We start from the raw sequence: 19385 nt of genomic DNA on the forward strand, positions 1-19385 counted from the left end.
TCTGCGGGGATAAACCGTCTATCACCATTTAAGATATCCGTTCCCCGCGCCAGCGGGGATAAACCGTTCAAGAACTCTCACACCTACATGGATTATCTTCCTAACAACCCCAGTGCTTGATGGTAGTAGTCGCAGTCTGGCTCCAGCAGCAACACTACGCCCAAAGGCCGATGTTGCCGCTGCCGAAACTCTTCCAGCTCTTGTGCCGAAAGTTGGGGGAGGTCTGAACAATTCTTGCGCCACCAGTTTTCCCTCACCTGTACCCGGCTTTTTTCCCATGGAAACTCGTCTCCCCCGGCATAAGGTTCAATACCTTCCTCTGTGCGGTAGGCCAGGTAAACATCCAGGGTTTCTTCGCCGAGCCGGGTAGTTAACTCCGCAGCGGGATTCCACAACGTGCTGCTGGCGCGGCGATCGTATCCCTTGTCGCGAGACAATACGTTTTGCCCTGCGGCCATTCGTTCGCCAAGCCTTGCGCCATAAACTTTATCCTCTATCGGTAACAATGCCGGCGGGGCTTCGATGCGGCCTTCATAGACACTTTCCACCAGAGTTCTGGCCTGTTCGGGCATAGTGATGCCTTTCAATTCGCGCAATATCGCCTGCGTACGCCACAGGCAGGCGTGATCGGGATAAACATAGCCGGTATTGCGCAGCGTCTCCCCGAGCCAATCCGTCTGGGCATCCGGCTGCCATTCGGGCGCAAAGATTGATAATACCGGCGAAGAGCGTGCATCTTGCGCCATATTGCCGGTATTGCCGTTTTCATCACGAATGTGTCGTTGCAAACGTCCGGCTCGTTGAATTAATAGATCGATGGGTGCCAGATCGCTGATCATCATATCCAGATCGATATCCAGGCTCTGCTCAATTACCTGAGTGGCAATCAACACTTTTCCTCGTCGAACCTGCGGATCGGCATGTTTACCAAACCAATCCAACGTCTTTTGCTCTACATGCAAGCGATCGACAAAGGCAAAACGGCTGTGAAACAGTAATAAGTCTTCTGCGGAAACCTTGCCGCGCTGCTGCAATTGACGGTAAACCAGCATGGCGTCATCAACGCTATTGCGTATCCAACAAATGCAGCGTTGTTCAGCGACGGCCTGCTCAATCATAGTGAGGGCGTCTTCAAGATGCGTTAGCCAACCCACGCTGACGCTGCGTTGCACTTCTGCACGAGTCGCCAGCTGTTTTTCTATTAAATTCTGACCATGCAGATGTGATACCCATGGATAACCGGCGTCCTGCACAGGCATAGGCGCAGGCCATTCCGCGCCGCGAGAAAAAGCGGTCAGCAATTTGCAACGCAATGAATAAGGTAAAGTCGCACTTAAGATAATTGCGCTGCCTCCCTGCGCAGCATGGAAATACAACAGTCCCTCCAACAAGCGCACCATATAACTGTCATAAGCGTGCACTTCATCCAGAATAAGCACCTTATGGTTAATGCCTAGCAACCGCAGCGACTGATGGCGGTATGGCATGGCCGCCATTAATAATTGGTCCAAGGTGCCGACGCCGACTTCGGCCAATAACGCTTTCTTACGCGAGTCTGCAAACCAACTGTTGCATTCGCTGCTGGCGCTGGATTCAGACATGTCATAACGTAGCTGCCCGGTGTTATCCCCTTGCCATACCGACTGGCTGAACGCCTTGGACATTTTACTGGCACCGTGCGCCAGCACTAAAGAGGGGCGAGAAGAAGGCTGAAATAAGGCGTGGTAAGCATCCGCCAGACGCTGATACATGGCATTCGCCGTCGCCATGGTGGGTAAACCCACATACAAACCGTCCGCTTTTCCCTGTGCCATCAGACGGTTAACGAGAATCAACGCCGCTTCCGTTTTCCCTGCGCCAGTCACATCTTCCAGAATAAACAATTGCCCACCATCGGCACCGATATCCACATCGTCAGCATAGCGCTGCAACGGGGTTAACGTTTTGATAAACGGGAAAATGCTTTTATATTCATACCGAGTATTAACTGCCGATATCGGGGGTAAGGAGGCAATGGCGTCTTGCGCCTGTCGCTGTGCTTGCCCCCAATAAGTAGCCAATGGCATTGGCGACGCTACAAAAGGAAAATACTGTTGGTTAGAGCCTAACCAATCGGCTAATACCGCCAGCCCAGCCAGCAACCAGCTTTGTTTTTTTAAGCTGTGACGCCAGGCTTTATCGGCAAATTGCGGTGGGAAGCACGTTTCGGGAAATATTTTCTGAATGGCAAGCAGATACGCTTCTGCCGCCAACATATCTTCATGCGTAAAGGCTAACGCGCCGCTGGCGGTATCTGGCGGCTCACCATGATGCCCGGTGACCACCTGCAGCCAAATGTCTACGCTTTTTGTCCACTGCCTCTTATTTTCATTGCCAGGGAGCAGGGAGACGTCCTCTTCCTGCCAACGGGGCAATATATAATTATTCAATAACCAGTAACCCAGAGAGTCATGACGTAGGGGATAAATTCGCCCCACATCAGGCACCAATGCCGGGTTATTGTGCGGATAAAGCCTTTGAAAACCACGCGCAAACTTACCGATATCATGCATCACTAAAAAAAATGCAAACCAGTAAGCGCCCTCCTCACGAGAGAATCCCAGCTTTGCCAAAATATCTGCCGCATGGAAACGATTGTCGATAACCAGTTGATACCCGCATGCAGCTACATCCAGGCAATGGTAGGCTAATAAGTGATAATCATCGCCCTCTGAAAGGTCTGTTTTTTTCGCCTTTCCCCAATAGCGCATATAATTAACAGGAATATCGCTTCCCATAAAAAATCTCTGCTAGATAAAATAACGATATATTGTATGTTTTAACACTCACCCCAGGTTAATGGTAACTATAAGTTATTCTAAAACACAAAAAACCAATTAACCTCATACCAAACCGGAAAAAACATCACAAAATCAATTAAAATCCCATATAACTGCAATCATAAAACTCATGGGAAAAACTAGAAAATAAAATAATTAACAATGCAACTAACTTACCATGCCTAATAGCTTTTAAATTACATCAAATCAGCAAATCGATGTCAGTTCCACTCTTTATGAAAGATACCCACCTCCAGATATACATGGTTTCGTAAGTAGTACGCTCATTAGTGACATCTGTCCGTTGGGAACTACGGAGTGTCGATTTATCCCCGCTGACGCGGGGAACACCCATCGCTGGAAGATCTGACCATGATCCAGACCGGTTTATCCCCGCTGACGCGGGGAACACGACTGCTTAGCCTGGTTACATACTGCCGATAACGGTTTATCCCCGCAGACGCGGGGAACACGCTGTTTCCACGACGTAGGACAATGCTGTCCCCGGTTTATCCCCGCTGACGCGGGGAACACATCAGGCTTGGATAGCAGATAATGCAGCATTCCGGTTTATCCCCGCTGACGCGGGGAACACGCAATGAGCATTCATATCAAGATTGACGATCGCGGTTTATCCCCGCTGACGCGGGGAACACGGTACTGGCCGATGCTGTCGATCTGGGTATGGCGGTTTATCCCCGCTGACGCGGGGAACACTTCCACAAACTCCTCGCTGCCCTGTTTGCCATCGGTTTATCCCCGCTGACGCGGGGAACACAAGAAATACCCAGCCCTGTCGTGGTGGGAAAACGGTTTATCCCCCGCTGACGCGGGGAACACCACAAACAGACTGCCAAAATCATTCCGTTGAACGGTTTATCCCCGCTGACGCGGGGAACACTATGAGCAGGCGATTACATTCCACTCTGGGTGCGGTTTATCCCCGCTGACGCGGGGAACACGCATCCTCAATGGTGACGATCTGGCGAAACTGCGGTTTATCCCCGCTGACGCGGGGAACACCTGGCCGATATCAGCACACAGTCTGCATATATCGGTTTATCCCCGCTGACGCGGGGAACACTTTTGTCTTGCGGAATCCGTCAATTTTCCCGGCGGTTTATCCCCGCTGACGCGGGGAACACTCCACCGTTGGTACGATACCGGCCACCTTCAGCGGTTTATCCCCGCTGACGCGGGGAACACGGAGCGGGAGGAGCTGTAACCGTCCAGCGTGTCGGTTTATCCCCGCTGACGCGGGGAACACCAGACCTCGAAGCAGAGGCCCCATGTTTGTCACGGTTTATCCCCGCTGACGCGGGGAACACTGAATATCCCAATATCATAGCAGCAGATCAGCCGGTTTATCCCCGCTGACGCGGGGAACACGAACAGTGGACCAAGAAAGGCCAACTGTCAGACGGTTTATCCCCGCTGACGCGGGGAACACGCGTATTTGGTCACAAAAATATTTGTCAGTTTCGGTTTATCCCCGCTGACGCGGGGAACACTATCAATCAGGAGTAACCCATGAAACAACTTGCGGTTTATCCCCGCTGACGCGGGGAACACTTTTACAACACAATCATTGCGGCGGCGGAAGCCGGTTTATCCCCGCTGACGCGGGGAACACAAGACACCCACCCGAACATACCAACACAGTCACGGTTTATCCCCGCTGACGCGGGGAACACGGCAGCGTCAGCACGCAGGGCGGATACGTACTCGGTTTATCCCCGCTGACGCGGGGAACACTGACATGGCGGGTGATGAGGGCGTTATATTTCCGGTTTATCCCCGCTGACGCGGGGAACACCGCTACGCCTGATGCGGCAAGGTCAACGTTCACGGTTTATCCCCGCTGACGCGGGGAACACTCTAAAACTATCTAACTGAATTAATTGTATTTTTTAAGACTATAAAATTCCACCAACAATTAAGTCATTTTGAAAAAATCTAACCATTTGATATTTATGCAATAAAAAACCACGTATTTGCAAAAATGCAAATTCACCGAAAACCTCTACTATTGCGGCAATACTACAACCACCTCGCGCTATGCACTCCGCTTGCGAAACAGGCTGCGCAACGCCACGCTGTTGCGCAGAAAGCCCACGCCGACGCCCAGCAAGGTATAAATAATCCCCAGGACCAGCAGCATCACCACGTCGCCCCACACTTCGTTAAGCGACAACCCCATCTGGTTAACCCCGGCTATCGCCTTGGTGGCCCAGGTGGAGGGGATGCAATAGGAAATGGTTCGCACCCAGCCCGGCATCGCCTGCAGCGGCCAGATGGTGCCGGAGAGGTAGAATATCGGCGTGGTGATAAATGCCAGCGTCAGGTAGATCATCTCGACGCTGCGCAAGCACTCGGTCACCAGCTTGCCCAACCCCAGCACCGCCAGCAGGAACGGGAAGGTCAGCAACAGAATTTCCGGGATGCCCGCCGTCTGGCGGTAACCCAGCACCCACGGCCACAGCACAAACAGCACGATCGACAGGAATAACCAGATCGGCAGCAGCGCCGTCAACCCGCCCAGATGCGCCGCCAACGGTGCTTTACCGCCCGGCGTACTCTTCATGGCGATGCTGACGCGTATGCAGGCGATCAACAACGAGTGCTGCAACAGCATGACCAGCAGGCCGGGGAAAATGATTGCCGCAAAGCTGATGCCGGGGTTGAACACGTCCAGCGTCTGCCCCACGATCGGCGTCAGGATCACCTGCGCCTGGCGTTCGCTGAAACCGCTGCGCAGCAGCAGCCCGTTGTTGTACTGGCTCAACAGTTGTTGATAAGCCGCCACTACGTCCTGCTGGATCTGGCCGTTGGCCAGGCGGTTGGTCGCGTCGCCGTACACCGGCACCACGATATTCTGCCCGCTCAGGATCTTCTTCTCCAGATCCACCGGCATGATGATCACCGCAAACAGCTTGCGCCAGCCAAGGTCTCGCTGGGCCTGCTCCTGGCTGTCGTAGGTCTGAATCGCGATTTTCGAGGTAGCGTCCAGTTGGCGGATCAACTGGCGGCTGGCGGTGCTATGGTCCTGATCGACCACGCCAACCGGCAGATCCCACACCGTGCGGTTGGCATACACCATGCTCATAATGCACAACGACAGGAGCAGCATCAGCCACATCGGCCGTTCCAGCATGCCAAGCAGCACCCGGACAAAGGTTTGCCAATAGATCTTCATCCCGCGCCCCCTTCCTTCAACAACCGCTGCAACAGCCGGTTACGCACCAGCAGCGCGGTAACCAGCGGGTAGACCGCCAGCAGCGCGCAGACGCTGAAGATGGCGCTGGCCGGCACCTGCCGCAGGAACACGTCGAACATGGCGTACAGCGCGTGGGTCAGCGGCTCGATATTGGAGATAATCCGCGCCGGCAGCGGCATCGACAGCTCCGGCACCGCCATGCCCGAGAAGGTCAACGCGATACTCACCAGGATGCCGATCAGGCTGTAGGCAGTGATAGTGCTGCCGGTAAAGGTAAACAGCAGCAGGCCGACGCTCTGCGCCGCCATCACGTAAAAAAAGGCGATCATCAGCATAAACAAGGGATTGCCGCTGACGCGGGCGTCAAAAATGCCCACCAGTGCCGCGATCTCCACCATCAGCAGGCTGGTGAAACACAGGGTGTAAGGCGCCAGTTTGCCGAGCAGCGCCAGGCTGAACGGCCTGGCCTTCAACAGTGACTTGCTGCGCGCCAGCACGTAAATCATGCAGGTCACCACAAACAGCTGCAGCAGGTGAATAGTGGCGGCGAATTGCTGATAATAAATATAGCTGCCGCTGGCGTTGAACAAACTGCCGTACGACAGCGTGACGTCCGCCAGCGGCGGCAACGTTTTGCCCATCTCGCCGGCGATGATGCTGCGGGTACTGGCGTTGATTTCAGTCATCAGGCCGCTGAAATCCTGAGTGGAATACAGCCCGGCGCCGTAAAACAGCGCGTTGTAATACATCACCACGCTCGGCTGCTTGCCCGCCAGCGCGTTGGCCTCGAAATCCGGCGGGATGTAAAGCAGCGCATAATCCTGCGCGCTGCGCAGGCGGTGCAGCGATTCATCCAGCCCGCCATCGTAGGCTTCGACGTGGGCATGGGAGCCGGCATCCAGCCTGCGGGTCAGCGATTTGGACAACGAGCTGTGATCGCTGTCCACCACCGATACCGGCAAATCGAGCAAGGTGCCTTCCGAGAAGTTGCTGCTGATCAGGCCAAACAGCATCAGCGGGAAGATCCAACTTAACCAGTGCACCACCGGGCTGCGAAAGGCGATGCGGCACTCGTTGTCAAACGCGTGGCTGAAGCAGCGCCAACCGGCTTTTACTCTTTCCATAGCCATAAGCTGCTCATCCCCGGACGCAAACCGTCCACCGGCTGTGACGGATACAGGCGCACTTCAAAGGTTTTCAGATCAAAGTCACCGGTGGCGCGGGTGGCGCGTTTGGTGGCGTAATCGCCCAGCGGCGCGATGTAGCGCACCTCTGCCTCAATCATTTTGTTCTGCAGCGCCGGCACCCGCATTTGGATCTTATCGCCTTTGCGTACGTGAGCCAGAATGTCTTCGCGCAGGTTAAACACGAAGTAGGCATCCGGTACGCGGATCAGCGTCACCAGCGGGCTACCGGCATTCAGCAGTTCACCCACTTCCGCCGGGATCGGCCCCACTTCGCCGTCCACCGGCGCTAAAACCCGTAGATCATCGGTTTGGGCTTTCACTTCCAGCAGGTTCTCTTCCGCCGCCCGCAGCGCCGCGGCGTATTGCTGCCGCAGTTCGATACGGTCGCCGTTGACGCCTTCGTCCAGATTGGCCTTGGCGGCCTGCACCTGTTGGAAAGCGGTATCGCGCGAACGGCGCGAGCTGTCCAGTTCGGACTTTGAGATATAGCCTTTGCCGGCGATACTCAGGTTGCGATTGTAATCATTCTGCGCATTGCGGTATTGCGCCTCGGCCTGCGCCAGGCTGGCGCGCAGATTGCGGATGCTCTCTTCACGCGTGCCATGCAGCGACTGATCAAGCTGCGCTTTGGCCTCATCGCGCGTCGCCTGTGCGGAACGCAGCTGCGCCATCAGTTCCGGGCTGTCGAGCTGAATCATCGCCTGCCCGCCCTTTACGTCATCGCCACGCTCCACCAGGCGCTCGATCACCCGCCCCTTGGCTTTGGAGGCCACAATCACTTCCGGCGCATCCACCTCGCCCTGCAACAGCAGATCCTGATTATGCGCGCGGAACAATATCGCCATAGCGATCGCCACCACCATCAACAACAGGGTAAACAGCGTCTTTTTTTTCATTATTCAGGCTCCCGGAACGGTAAGCGGCAGGTGGGGATCATCACGTCCATATTTTAATAGGCTCTAAAAAGACCATTTTTCTCATAAGGATATCACAAGCACATATATCCTCTTTTATAACCTTAAATTGGATTATGCTTTTAACGCTAAAGCACATTCGACTTTGTAGTTTGCAGACTCCTGCAATCGCCCTTTAAGCGATCACTCCTCTGATGGACGATGTCATGACTGAAAAAACCGTGGTACCGCTTTCGGTACTGGACTTATCCCCCATTCCGCAAGGGGCCAAACCGCGCGATGCGTTTCACGCCTCTTTAGATTTAGCACAACATGCCGAAAAATGGGGCTTTCAGCGCTATTGGTTGGCGGAACATCACAATATGACCGGTATCGGCAGTGCGGCCACCTCGGTACTGTTGGGCTTTCTGGCCGCCGGTACCCAGAGCATCCGCCTCGGTTCCGGCGGCGTGATGCTGCCTAACCATGCGCCGCTGGTGATCGCCGAACAGTTCGGCACGCTGGAATCGTTGTACCCGGGGCGTATCGATCTGGGCCTTGGCCGCGCGCCCGGTACCGATCAGCGCACCATGATGGCGCTGCGCCGCCACCTGTCCGGCGAAGTGGATAACTTCCCGCGTGACGTGCAGGAACTGCAGCATTATTTCTGCGATGCGCAACCAGGCCAACCGGTGCAGGCCGTGCCGGGCCAGGGCTTACATGTGCCGATCTGGCTACTGGGCTCGAGCCTGTACAGCGCACAGCTGGCGGCACAGCTTGGCCTGCCGTTCGCCTTCGCTTCCCACTTTGCGCCGGAAATGCTGTTCCAGGCGCTGAAGCTGTATCGCGATAACTTCAAACCTTCCGAGCAATGCGCACAGCCGCATGCCATGGTGTGCGTCAACGTGGTAGCCGCCGACAGCGACGAAGAGGCCCGCCGGCTGTTCACCTCGATGCAACAGCAATTCATTAACCTGCGCCGCGGTTCGCCGGGCCCGTTGCCGCCGCCGGTGGACAATATCCACGCGCTATGGAGCGCCGGAGAGCAATACGGTGTCGATCAGGCGCTGCGCATGTCGATAGTCGGTAATGAAAGCACCGTTCGCCACGGGTTGCAGGCGCTGCTGCGTGAAACCGGCGCGGATGAAATCATGGTCAACGGCCAGATCTTTGACCATCAGGCACGGCTGCATTCGTTTGAGATTGTCGCCGGAGTGAAAGGCGATGTGGTGAAAGGCTAAATGAACGGTGGGGGAAATGGCTTCCCCCACCTTTAACCGGGCCGTCAGGCCTGTTTTATCGCTTCATGCACCTGCTGGCGGCGTTCGGCCCGCAGAAACAGCAACGTGCGGCTCAGCAACACCAGCATCAGGCAAAATTCGGCCGCAATCGCCACCAGCACCGCATTCAGGTAATTACCGGGCGCCAAATGCAGCATCTGCACCAGCAGCGTGCCCAGCAGGATCGGCCCCAGCCCCAGCGCCGTCTGTTGCACCGTAGCCAGCATGGCACTGCCGGAGCCGGCGTGCTCTGTCGGTACGTCAGACAGGCCGATGCGAAAGAAACTGCTGACGATAAACGCCTGCCCGAAGCCAATCAACACCGTCGCCGGGATCAAATTCCACAGCCCCGGATGCGGCCAGACCAGTTTCAACGTCAGCATCAGCGCCAACAGACCCACCATCTGGATCAGGCAGCCAAACATCAGCGTCCGCACCTTGCCGAAGTGCTCCACCACCGTGCTGCTCAGCAGCGATGAAAGAAAATAGGCCGCCCCGAGCGCGATAAACGCATTGCCTGACTGGAATGAGCTCAGCCCCGCGCCGGATTGCAGCGTCAGCGCCATCACAAACATAAAGCCGCTCCAGCAGGAGAAGAACAGGATGGCGATCACCAGCCCGAAGCGCACGCTCGGCAAGCGCAGCAGCGCCGGCGGCAACAACGGGAAATTACGCCGTTGCTCCTGCCGCCGTTCGACCCGCCACAGTAACCACAACAGCGGGATGCTGGCCGCCAGCAGCACCAGGCAAGGCCACGGCCAGTGCCATACCGGCCCCAATGCCAGCGGGAACAGCAGGCAGGCGATGGTCAATCCAAGCAACAGCGTGCCGGGGAGATCGACATTCACCCGCTTCTCCCCACGGGTATTCGGCACCCAGCGATGGGCGCAGGCCAGCACCAACAGGCACACCGGAATATTAATCAGGAATACGCTGCGCCAGCCGCTGCCGGCAATATCAAGGGTGATCAGCAACCCGCCCAGCACCTGGCCGACGATAAACGCCAACCCACCGATAGCCCCGTACATTCCCAGCGCCTTGGTATGCTCGCGGCCCCGCAGGCACACATGAATGGTGGCCAGGATTTGCGGCACGATAAACGCCGCGCCAACCCCCTGCAACACGCGAGCCACCAATAACAGCCAGACGGAGTTCGCCAATCCGCACATCAATGAGGCCACGGCAAATATCCGCACGCCCCACAGGAACAGGGTGCGCCGCCCCAGGTTATCCCCCAAGCGGCCGCCCATCGCCAGACAGACGGCGAACGCCACGCCGTAGACCGCCACAATCAGTTCCAACTGCGCCGGGCTGGCTCCCAGCGACTGCGCTATCGCATCCAGCCCGACATTCACGATGGAAAAATCGATCATCGGCAGCAACTGCCCCGCCAATAAAATAATTAACCCCACGCGGCCCAGCTTGGCCGCCGTTGATGGTGTGCTCATGCTTCTCATCCATTGTGTTACCCCAGGAATGTGATTAGCATCACCCTTAAAGCAAACGGGTACCAGTGCTTGATTATCATGGTATAAAAACTACCGGTCTTGTTGCAGGAGTAAATTATTCATGCCCGTAACTACCCGCACTACCTCTGGCGTTCACGCCGATAACCGCAAGCTGTTGGGCGCTTTTCTGCGCACACGCCGCGAGAGCCTGGATCCCAACCGGCTGGGGCTTGCGCGTATGCGTCAACGCCGCACGCCCGGCCTGCGCCGTGAAGAAGTCGCGCAGTTGGCCGACGTTGGCATCACCTGGTACACCTGGTTGGAACAGGGGCGGCCGATTCAAGCCTCGCCAAAAACGCTGACCGCGATCGCCAATGCACTGCAATGCAACGAAGCGGAAACTCACCACCTGTTCAGGCTGGCGGGACAAAGCTTGCCGGCGTCTACGCAAAACGACGGCTGTGAGCCGTTGTCGGCATACGGGCAAAAAATCCTTGATCAGCTCGACCCGCTGCCGGCAATCATTTCCAACGCACGCTTCGATATCCTGGGTTTCAACCGGGCCTATTGCCTGCTGATGGGCGTCGAACTGGCCGAACTGCCACCGGAAGATCGCAACTGTATCTATTTGGCGTTCACCCACGAGCACTGGCGTGCCAGCCAGTTGGACTGGGATGAAGTAATGCCGAAAATGGTGGCGCTGTTTCGCGCGCAAATGGCGGAGCATTTGGGCGAACCGATCTGGGAGGCGCAACTGGCGCGCTATCTGGCGGTCTCTGAGGATTTCCGCACCCTCTGGGAGAGGCATGAGGTGCGCAGCATCGACAACAACGTCAAACGCTTTCGCCATCCGTTAGTCGGGGTGATGAGCCTGCGGCAGAATAACTGGTGGTCGGCGCCGCGCAACGGCGATCGGATGCTGGTGTATGTGCCGGCAGATGAGCAGAGTGAACGCCGCCTGCATCAGTTGACCGGCGGCGCAGAGTAACCTGGGGGTCAGCGTTGGATAAGGTAGCGGATGGTCGGACCGTCCTGCTGGATATCCAGCACCTTGTAACCGTGGTTGCGCGCATCGAGCGGAATGTTGTTGATCGACTGCGGGCAATCGCTGATCACCTCCAGAATTTCCCCCGGTTTCAGCTGCGGCATGGCTTCCAGCGTCGCCACCGCCGGGTAGGGGCAAGGCTCGCCGAGCATATCCAGCCGGTAATCCGGCACTATCGCCGCCTGTTTCATGACACTCTCCTTAAATTAACCACCTGTGCGTCGGGTTTGGCGCGGAAAAAGCGTTTCTCCCACCACAGCATCGCGGCAAACGCCAGCGCCAGCAGCAGGTAAGTGACCAGCAGGCCGCCGATCGGCCCGAAGGTGTCCAGCAGGTTGACCTTGTCATAGTCGGTAGCCAGCGCCGGGGCCAAATCGTCCCAGTAGTAAGCCAGCAGCGTGGCGCCGATGATATTGCCCAACCCGACCCACCAATAATGCACCTGCCCTTCCACCGCGCGGTACATCCAGCCGGTCTCGCAGCCGCCTGCCAGTACGATGCCGAAACCGAACAGCAGCCCGCCAATTACCGCATTGGGGCCGGCCCACATGATTTTAGGCGCAACGCCGAGCTGCACGTAACTGAAAATACCGATGGCGCTGACCGCCATGCCGATAATGATCGCTTTCGCCATGTGGGTGCGGCCGGTGATCCACAGATCGCGGAACGCCGAGGTGAAGCAGATCTGCGCGCGTTCAATCAACAAACCAAAACCGATGCCGAACAGCATGGCGATACCGAGCTTCGGCGCATCAAACAGCGTCCATAGCGACCAGGCGATCGACAGGCAAAAAATCACCATTCCCAGGCGGAAACGACGACGCGCCTGCTCTGGCTTTTGCGTCAGCGGCGCGGCAGCCTGCACTTTTTGCAGTTTTATCGGAATACGAAACAGCGGCAGCAGGGTAAATTTGGCGCCAAAGTAAGAACCGGCTGCGGTCGCCAGCGCGAAGAACCAGGCGTGCAGCGAGAACTGCGGAATGCCGGTAAAGAATGCCGCCAGGTTACACCCCATCGCCAGCCGCGCGCCGAAGCCGGCGATAATGCCGCCCAACAGCGCCTGCACAATGCGGATACGGTGCTGTGGCCGGCGTAGCTTGATGTTGTTGGCCCACAGCGCGGCGGCGATACAGCCGGCGAACATACCGATGATCATCCGGCCGTCGATGCGTTGCAACGGCGTGCCCTCAAGGCCAATGACCTTAAAGTAACCCCATTGCTCAGGATGCAGACCGAACGCCTGCAACAGATGGCCGCCCCAGCGGGTAAATTCGCCGGTTACCGCCCAGAAGGTGCCGGTCATGCCGAAGTAGTAAGTCGAGAGTATCCCGGCGGCAATCACCGCCGGCAGTGGCGCCCAAAAGCGCACCAGGTATTGAGATTTAAATTGCTGCCAACTCATGGCATCTCCTGTGCGTAGTATCCATAAGAAAAAACCTTATAAAGGATACGCCATTTAACCGCGCTTAACGGCAAATTTCAGGCATAAAAAAACCAGCCCGAAGGCTGGTTTTTCAGTGTGACTAACCGCGAACGGTTAAATCAGACGTTATGCATCACCGAAACGGCGACGTGGTGCAGCCGGAGCGGCATCATCACGACGCGGTGCGCGTTGACCGTCACGGCTGGCGTTGCCACGACGTTCGCCAGCTGCAGCAGGAGCACCGCCTTCGCGACGCTCACTGAAAGAACGACGCGGTGCACCGGCGCCGGCACCTTCACGACGTTCGCCGTTGAACGGACGACCACCGCCACGACGCTCGCCACCTGCACCTGGAGCACCGCCTTCGCGACGCTCACGACGTTCATGCGGCTGCGCATCGCCCAGCAATTGCATGTTCATCGGCTTGTTCAGGATGCGGGTACGGGTAAAGTGAGACAGGATCTCGCCCGGCATGCCTTTTGGCAGTTCGATGGTGGAGTGACCGGCAAACAGCTTGATGTTACCGATGTAACGGCTGCTGATGTCACCTTCGTTAGCGATCGCGCCAACGATATGACGAACTTCCACACCGTCATCACGGCCCACTTCAATGCGGTACAGCTGCATTTCGCCAACGTCACGACGTTCGCGACGTGGGCGCTCGGCACCACCGTCACGGCTGTCTGGACGCGCTTCACGGCGACGGTCGTTGCCACGATCAGAACCACGCTCGTCACGGTCGTTGAACTCACGACGTTGACGCGGTTTGAACACCGGATCCGGTGGCAGAATCAGAGGACGTTCGCCCTGCGCCATTTTCAGCAGTGCTGCGGCCAGGGTTTCCATTTCCAGCTCTTCTTCCGGCTGCAGTTTAGCCAACAGTGCGCGGTACATGTCCAGATCGCTGCTTTCCAGCTGTTGCTGTACTTTAGCGGCGAACTTGGCCAGACGACGCTCACCCAGCAGCTCTGCATTTGGCAGCTCAACTTCTGGAATGGTCAGCTTCATGGTGCGTTCGATGTTGCGCAGCAGGCGGCGTTCGCGGTTTTCCACGAACAGCAGCGCACGGCCGGCGCGACCAGCACGACCGGTACGGCCGATACGGTGAACGTAAGACTCGGAATCCATAGGGATGTCGTAGTTCACAACCAGGCTGATACGCTCAACGTCCAGACCACGAGCGGCAACGTCGGTAGCGATCAGGATATCCAGACGACCGTCTTTCAGACGCTCCAGGGTCTGCTCACGCAGTGCCTGGTTCATGTCACCGTTCAGTGCGGCGCTGCTGTAACCGCTGCGCTCGAGCGCTTCAGCCACTTCCAGGGTCGCGTTTTTGGTACGCACGAAGATGATCGCCGCATCAAAGTCTTCAGCTTCCAGGAAACGCACCAGCGCTTCGTTCTTGCGCATGCCTTGCGCAGTCCAGTAGCTCTGGCTGATGTCCGGACGGGTAGTGATGCTGGACTGAATGCGCACTTCCTGCGGATCTTTCATGAAGCGACGGGTAATGCGACGGATCGCTTCCGGCATGGTTGCAGAGAACAGCGCGGTCTGATGTTCAGCCGGGATCTCCGCCATGATGGTTTCTACGTCTTCGATAAAGCCCATGCGCAGCATTTCGTCGGCTTCATCCAGCACCAGACCGCTCAGGTTAGAGAGGTTCAGCGTGCCGCGTTTCAGGTGGTCCAGCAGACGGCCTGGGGTACCCACTACGATTTGTGGGCCCTGACGCAAGGCGCGCAGCTGTACGTCGTAACGTTGGCCGCCGTACAGGGCAACAACGTTAACGCCAGTCATATGTTTAGAGAAATCAGTCATCGCTTCAGCAACCTGAACCGCCAGTTCGCGGGTCGGTGCCAGCACCAGAATCTGTGGTGCCTTCAGGGAAGCGTCAAGGTTGTGCAGCAGTGGCAGCGAGAACGCTGCAGTTTTACCGCTACCGGTCTGTGCCATGCCCAGCACATCACGGCCGTTCAACAGGTGAGGAATACACTCAGCCTGGATCGGTGACGGTTTTTCGTAGCCCAGATCGGTCAGGGCAGAAATGATAGGAGCAGACAGCCCCAGGTCAGCAAAAGAGGTTTCAAGCTCAGTAGTCATGTACACGTGCCTCATTAATAATGGCAGCCAGTCTACATAACTCGTCGAGAAAATTTTCAGTCATTTTCATTGAAAAGTGTGAACCGGCTCAAATTAGATTATAAAACGAACAAAGAAGCCCTCGCCCGTTAAGGCGATAACTTTGGCTATAAAACCAATGTATATCAGGCTGATAGTTGTTCGTCAGCTATTGCTGGTCCGATTCCGATAGGTCGTCTTGTTCTTGGCCCAACAGCGCCAATTCCAACAATGCATAGCGGTGCTCAACGAAATTATGAACGTTGTTAGCAACCGTCAGTTTGAACAGCGCCGAAGCGGTGTCCTTGTCCCCCAGACTCAGGTAGTGTTTACCCAAATAGAAGTCAGTTTCACTGAGATGCTCAGCGAGCGAAGTGTTATCCGTTGCATCTGCCTTGAGCTTTTCCATCAGCGTTTTTTCACTGATGTTGCCCAGGTAGAATTCGACAATATTCCATCCCCATTGCCCTCGGTTCGCTTTGTCATAACGCTGCTGGAGCGCTACGTCAGCCTTCTTGGGATCGATTTCTCTTTCCACAAGATACAGCCACAACGAACGGAAGGGATCGTTTGGGTCGTCTTGATAAAACGCCTGCAGATCATCCTGCGCCAACGGGAAGCGGCCGCCATAATACAGTGCGATGCCCCGGTTTAAACGCGCGTAATTGTAAGTTGGATCAAGCTCTAGTACAGAATCAAACGCTTCATAGGCAGCATCAAAATTGCCTGCCTGCGTTAAGTAAATGCCCAGGTAGTTGAAAACTTCTGGCATATCAGGACGTATCGCCAGCGCTTGCGAGAAATCATTGCGCGCCAGTGCACGTAGCCCGAGGCTATCATACAGCACACCGCGCTCATATAAAAGCTGCGCACGCTCATCGTCCGTCAGTGCCCGGCTGGCAAGTATTTGTTCCATGCGCGCCAGGATCACTTCCTGCTGCAGCGTTGGCTGCAACGGGATCGCCAAAACTTCGTCTTTACGCCAATCATGGTTGCTGCATCCTGCCAGCATGAGTGCTGTCGCAACGTAACACCAGCGCAAGAAAGGCTTCATTTCCCACTCCCGAAGACAAACATTGGATGAACATCCTGTCATCCGTTTGCTAATACGCAGGCATCCTACCCGCGCGATACGAACAGCTCCCAACCCCATGGCGGGGAGCTGTAAATCTATCTATACAGTTATTCTGCTTCAGGCGCAGGTGCAGATGAACCTGCTTCTGGCGCTGTAGCTTCTTTGATGCTCAGACGCACACGGCCCTGACGGTCAACTTCCAGTACCTTAACCGGTACTTCCTGACCCATCTGCAGATAGTCGGTCACTTTCTCAACGCGCTTGTCAGCGATTTGAGAGATGTGCACCAGACCTTCTTTACCACCGCCGATCGCCACGAATGCGCCGAAATCAACGATACGGGTCACTTTACCCTGGTAAATACGGCCCACTTCGATCTCTGCGGTGATCTCTTCGATACGGCGGATAGCGAACTTGGCTTTCTCACCGTCGGTAGCAGCAATTTTAACCGTACCATCATCTTCGATTTCGATGGTAGTGCCGGTCTCTTCGGTCAGCGCACGGATGACAGAGCCGCCTTTACCGATCACGTCTTTGATCTTGTCCGGGTTGATTCGGATAGTGTGGATACGTGGTGCGAACTGAGAGATATCGCCACGCGGGGTGCTGATAGCCTGTTCCATCACGCCCAGGATGTGCAGACGCGCGCCCTTGGCCTGGTTCAGTGCCACCTGCATGATTTCGCGGGTGATGCCTTCAATTTTAATGTCCATCTGCAGCGCGGTAATACCGTCACGGCTACCGGCTACTTTGAAGTCCATGTCGCCCAGGTGATCTTCGTCACCCAGAATGTCGGACAGAACGACAAAGTTATCTTGTTCTTTAACCAGGCCCATTGCGATACCCGCAACGGCTGCCTTGATTGGCACGCCTGCGTCCATCAGCGCCAGAGAGGCACCACAGACAGAAGCCATTGAAGAAGAACCGTTGGATTCGGTGATTTCAGAAACCACACGCACCGTGTACGGGAAATCTTCTGGTTTAGGCATCATAGCCAATACACCGCGTTTCGCCAGGCGACCGTGACCAATTTCACGACGTTTAGGCGAACCCACCATACCGGTCTCACCTACGGAGTACGGAGGGAAGTTGTAGTGGAACAGGAAGCTGTCGGTTTTCTCACCCATCAGCTCATCCAGGTTTTGCGCGTCACGGGCGGTGCCCAGCGTTGCAGTAACCAGAGCCTGAGTCTCGCCACGGGTGAACAGTGCGGAACCGTGGGTACGCGGCAGCACGCCGGTGCGCACGTCCAGACCACGGATCATGTCTTTTTCACGGCCGTCGATACGCGGCTCGCCACGCAGCACGCGGCTACGTACAACGTTTTTCTCAACGCTGCCCAGGATATCCTGAATTTCAGACGCGTCCAGGGTTTCGTCCTGTGCCAGCAGGGTTTCAATTACGCTGCTCTTGATCGCATCTACCTGAGCGTAACGCTCTTGTTTCTCGGTGATGTGGTAAGCGTCGCCCAGACGGCTTTCTGCCAGTTCTGCAACGCGCGCGTGCAGCGCTTCGTTGACTGCAGGTGCCTGCCAGTCCCACTTAGGCTTACCGGCTTCGGCAACCAGGGAGTTGATGTTCTCGATAACAATCTGCTGTTGCTCATGGCCAAAGACCACAGCGCCCAGCATCTGATCTTCGCTCAGAACGTCAGCTTCGGATTCAACCATCAGCACTGCGCCAGCGGTACCGGCAACCACCAAGTCCAGGCTGCTTTCTTTCAGCTCGTCGGTCGTTGGGTTCAGCACGTACTGATTGTTGATGTAACCCACGCGTGCAGCGCCGATTGGGCCGTTGAACGGAATACCGGACAGGCTCAGAGCAGCAGAAGCGCCGATCATCGCAACGATGTCCGGGTTTACCTGCGGGTTAACGGAAACTACGGTCGCGATCACTTGCACTTCATTCAGGAAGCTGTCCGGGAACAGTGGACGGATCGGACGGTCAATCAGGCGTGAGGTCAGGGTTTCGCCTTCGCTCGGACGGCCTTCACGACGGAAGAAGCTGCCCGGGATACGACCAGCAGCGTAAGTACGCTCCTGATAGTTAACGGTCAGTGGGAAGAAGCTTTGGCCTGGCTTGGCTTTTTTCTGGCCAACTACGGTAACGAATACTGCGGTGTCATCCATGCTCACCATAACGGCGGCGGTGGCCTGACGAGCCATCATACCGGTCTCGATGGTGACGGTATGCTGGCCATACTGGAATTTGCGAATGATCGGTGTCAGCAAAATTATATCCTTGATTAACGACGCGCAATCGTATTGACGACTCGACACGCCAGTGACTCGATTTGCCTTCTCACTACATCCTCGCGACTAATGACAATCCTTATCTCAAGCCTGAGACAAAGCCTCTCATTAGCCGCGCGAACCTCTGTAACGGAAGAACCTGTTTGGAAACATCAGTAATACATTAACCTGATTTGCTTATGCTTCCTAGAAGAAAGGGGCCAAAATAGGCCCCTTTCCGCTGAAACTTGCTAGATTAGCGACGCAGACCCAGACGCTCGATCAGGCTGGTGTAACGTGCTACATCTTTACGCTTCAGGTAATCCAGCAGCTTACGACGCTGAGAAACCATACGCAGCAGACCACGACGGCTGTGGTGATCTTTTTTGTGTTCTGAGAAGTGGCCTTGCAGATGGTTGATCTGCGCAGTCAACAGGGCAACCTGAACTTCGGTAGAACCGCTGTCGTTAGTACCACGACCAAAATCAGCTACGATTTGAGCTTTAGCTTCAACACTTAGAGACATTGTCATACTCCAGATTATAGATAATAAATACAGGCGCCGATCTCTAATTCAGCAACCCAATGCATAAGCTGCGCCATTCTACTCTTAGCGCAGTGCGATCGCAAGGCAGTGCGTTTTTCCACC

At 56.0% G+C, this 19385-nt stretch carries 14 protein-coding genes and 1 CRISPR repeat array; of the genes, 2 read left to right on the top strand and 12 right to left on the bottom strand.

The window, feature by feature from the left end:
• Positions 1–92: 92 nt before the first annotated feature.
• From cas3 to ACUTSW_RS16680, 4 genes are all read right to left on the bottom strand, one after another.
• On the bottom strand, positions 93–2777 hold the full coding sequence (gene cas3, locus ACUTSW_RS16665; RefSeq protein ID WP_445584925.1) for a CRISPR-associated helicase Cas3': 2685 nt from the start codon (positions 2775–2777) through the stop codon (positions 93–95).
• A 364-nt stretch (positions 2778–3141) separates the two neighbouring features.
• Positions 3142–4696: direct repeats of the CRISPR family, unit length 29 nt; unit sequence CGGTTTATCCCCGCTGACGCGGGGAACAC.
• Positions 4697–4875: 179 nt separating this feature from the next.
• Positions 4876–6015, bottom strand: coding sequence for an ABC transporter permease (locus ACUTSW_RS16670; protein WP_006323279.1), 1140 nt, complete (start codon positions 6013–6015; stop codon positions 4876–4878).
• Positions 6012–7166 carry an ABC transporter permease gene (locus ACUTSW_RS16675; RefSeq protein WP_062869328.1) on the bottom strand — a complete coding sequence of 385 codons (1155 nt, stop codon included), beginning with the start codon at positions 7164–7166 and terminating at the stop codon, positions 6012–6014. Before ACUTSW_RS16675 ends, ACUTSW_RS16670 begins: the two co-directional genes overlap by 4 nt.
• Complete coding sequence (locus tag ACUTSW_RS16680) at positions 7148–8119, bottom strand: HlyD family secretion protein (protein ID WP_445584926.1); 972 nt, start codon at positions 8117–8119, stop codon at positions 7148–7150. Before ACUTSW_RS16680 ends, ACUTSW_RS16675 begins: the two co-directional genes overlap by 19 nt.
• Before the next feature lie 224 nt (positions 8120–8343).
• On the opposite strand from ACUTSW_RS16680, the gene ACUTSW_RS16685 reads away from it, so the two are divergent.
• Positions 8344–9357, top strand: coding sequence for a luciferase-like monooxygenase (locus tag ACUTSW_RS16685; protein WP_241921393.1), 1014 nt, complete (start codon positions 8344–8346; stop codon positions 9355–9357).
• 44 nt (positions 9358–9401) lie between these two features.
• Here ACUTSW_RS16685 and ACUTSW_RS16690 read toward each other — a convergent pair whose 3' ends face one another.
• Positions 9402–10844, bottom strand: coding sequence for an MFS transporter (locus ACUTSW_RS16690; RefSeq protein WP_445584927.1), 1443 nt, complete (start codon positions 10842–10844; stop codon positions 9402–9404).
• A gap of 121 nt (positions 10845–10965) precedes the next feature.
• Here ACUTSW_RS16690 and ACUTSW_RS16695 point away from each other — a divergent pair, with 121 nt between their 5' ends.
• Positions 10966–11832, top strand: coding sequence for a helix-turn-helix transcriptional regulator (locus tag ACUTSW_RS16695; RefSeq protein WP_004952881.1), 867 nt, complete (start codon positions 10966–10968; stop codon positions 11830–11832).
• Positions 11833–11840: 8 nt separating this feature from the next.
• Here ACUTSW_RS16695 and yedF read toward each other — a convergent pair whose 3' ends face one another.
• The 7 genes from yedF to rpsO form a co-directional block, all read right to left on the bottom strand.
• A complete protein-coding gene (yedF, locus tag ACUTSW_RS16700; protein ID WP_004952879.1) occupies positions 11841–12080 on the bottom strand; it encodes a sulfurtransferase-like selenium metabolism protein YedF in 240 nt (79 codons plus the stop codon).
• Positions 12077–13291 carry a selenium metabolism membrane protein YedE/FdhT gene (yedE, locus tag ACUTSW_RS16705; protein WP_013811280.1) on the bottom strand — a complete coding sequence of 405 codons (1215 nt, stop codon included), beginning with the start codon at positions 13289–13291 and terminating at the stop codon, positions 12077–12079. Before yedE ends, yedF begins: the two co-directional genes overlap by 4 nt.
• 147 nt (positions 13292–13438) lie before the next feature.
• The gene (locus tag ACUTSW_RS16710; RefSeq protein WP_062869313.1) at positions 13439–15412 is read right to left on the bottom strand and encodes a DEAD/DEAH family ATP-dependent RNA helicase; all 1974 of its coding nucleotides are present in this window, start codon (positions 15410–15412) and stop codon (positions 13439–13441) included.
• Positions 15402–15482: a protein YrbN gene (yrbN, locus tag ACUTSW_RS16715; RefSeq protein WP_096335046.1), complete on the bottom strand. Its 81-nt coding sequence runs from the start codon at positions 15480–15482 to the stop codon at positions 15402–15404. Before yrbN ends, ACUTSW_RS16710 begins: the two co-directional genes overlap by 11 nt.
• Positions 15483–15599: 117 nt before the next feature.
• Positions 15600–16484: a lipoprotein NlpI gene (gene nlpI / locus ACUTSW_RS16720; RefSeq protein WP_004952871.1), complete on the bottom strand. Its 885-nt coding sequence runs from the start codon at positions 16482–16484 to the stop codon at positions 15600–15602.
• A gap of 128 nt (positions 16485–16612) precedes the next feature.
• Entirely contained in the window at positions 16613–18736 is a 2124-nt protein-coding gene (gene pnp, locus ACUTSW_RS16725; protein ID WP_062869311.1) for a polyribonucleotide nucleotidyltransferase, read from the bottom strand.
• Between the two features lie 256 nt (positions 18737–18992).
• Positions 18993–19262, bottom strand: a complete 270-nt coding sequence (gene rpsO, locus ACUTSW_RS16730; protein ID WP_004933502.1) for a 30S ribosomal protein S15 — start codon at positions 19260–19262, stop codon at positions 18993–18995.
• Between the last annotated feature and the right edge of the window lie 123 nt (positions 19263–19385).

This window comes from Serratia sp. TSA_198.1 (assembly GCF_052686505.1).

What these genes read in the sequence shown, in the direction of transcription:
- cas3 (WP_445584925.1), bottom strand. Translation starts at nt 2,777, where the DNA reads ATGGGAAGCGATATTCCTGTTAATTATATGCGCTATTGGGGAAAGGCG.
- ACUTSW_RS16670 (WP_006323279.1), bottom strand. Translation starts at nt 6,015, where the DNA reads ATGAAGATCTATTGGCAAACCTTTGTCCGGGTGCTGCTTGGCATGCTG.
- ACUTSW_RS16675 (WP_062869328.1), bottom strand. Translation starts at nt 7,166, where the DNA reads ATGGCTATGGAAAGAGTAAAAGCCGGTTGGCGCTGCTTCAGCCACGCG.
- ACUTSW_RS16680 (WP_445584926.1), bottom strand. Translation starts at nt 8,119, where the DNA reads ATGAAAAAAAAGACGCTGTTTACCCTGTTGTTGATGGTGGTGGCGATC.
- ACUTSW_RS16685 (WP_241921393.1), top strand. Translation starts at nt 8,344, where the DNA reads ATGACTGAAAAAACCGTGGTACCGCTTTCGGTACTGGACTTATCCCCC.
- ACUTSW_RS16690 (WP_445584927.1), bottom strand. Translation starts at nt 10,844, where the DNA reads ATGAGCACACCATCAACGGCGGCCAAGCTGGGCCGCGTGGGGTTAATT.
- ACUTSW_RS16695 (WP_004952881.1), top strand. Translation starts at nt 10,966, where the DNA reads ATGCCCGTAACTACCCGCACTACCTCTGGCGTTCACGCCGATAACCGC.
- yedF (WP_004952879.1), bottom strand. Translation starts at nt 12,080, where the DNA reads ATGAAACAGGCGGCGATAGTGCCGGATTACCGGCTGGATATGCTCGGC.
- yedE (WP_013811280.1), bottom strand. Translation starts at nt 13,291, where the DNA reads ATGAGTTGGCAGCAATTTAAATCTCAATACCTGGTGCGCTTTTGGGCG.
- ACUTSW_RS16710 (WP_062869313.1), bottom strand. Translation starts at nt 15,412, where the DNA reads ATGACTACTGAGCTTGAAACCTCTTTTGCTGACCTGGGGCTGTCTGCT.
- yrbN (WP_096335046.1), bottom strand. Translation starts at nt 15,482, where the DNA reads ATGAAAATGACTGAAAATTTTCTCGACGAGTTATGTAGACTGGCTGCC.
- nlpI (WP_004952871.1), bottom strand. Translation starts at nt 16,484, where the DNA reads ATGAAGCCTTTCTTGCGCTGGTGTTACGTTGCGACAGCACTCATGCTG.
- rpsO (WP_004933502.1), bottom strand. Translation starts at nt 19,262, where the DNA reads ATGTCTCTAAGTGTTGAAGCTAAAGCTCAAATCGTAGCTGATTTTGGT.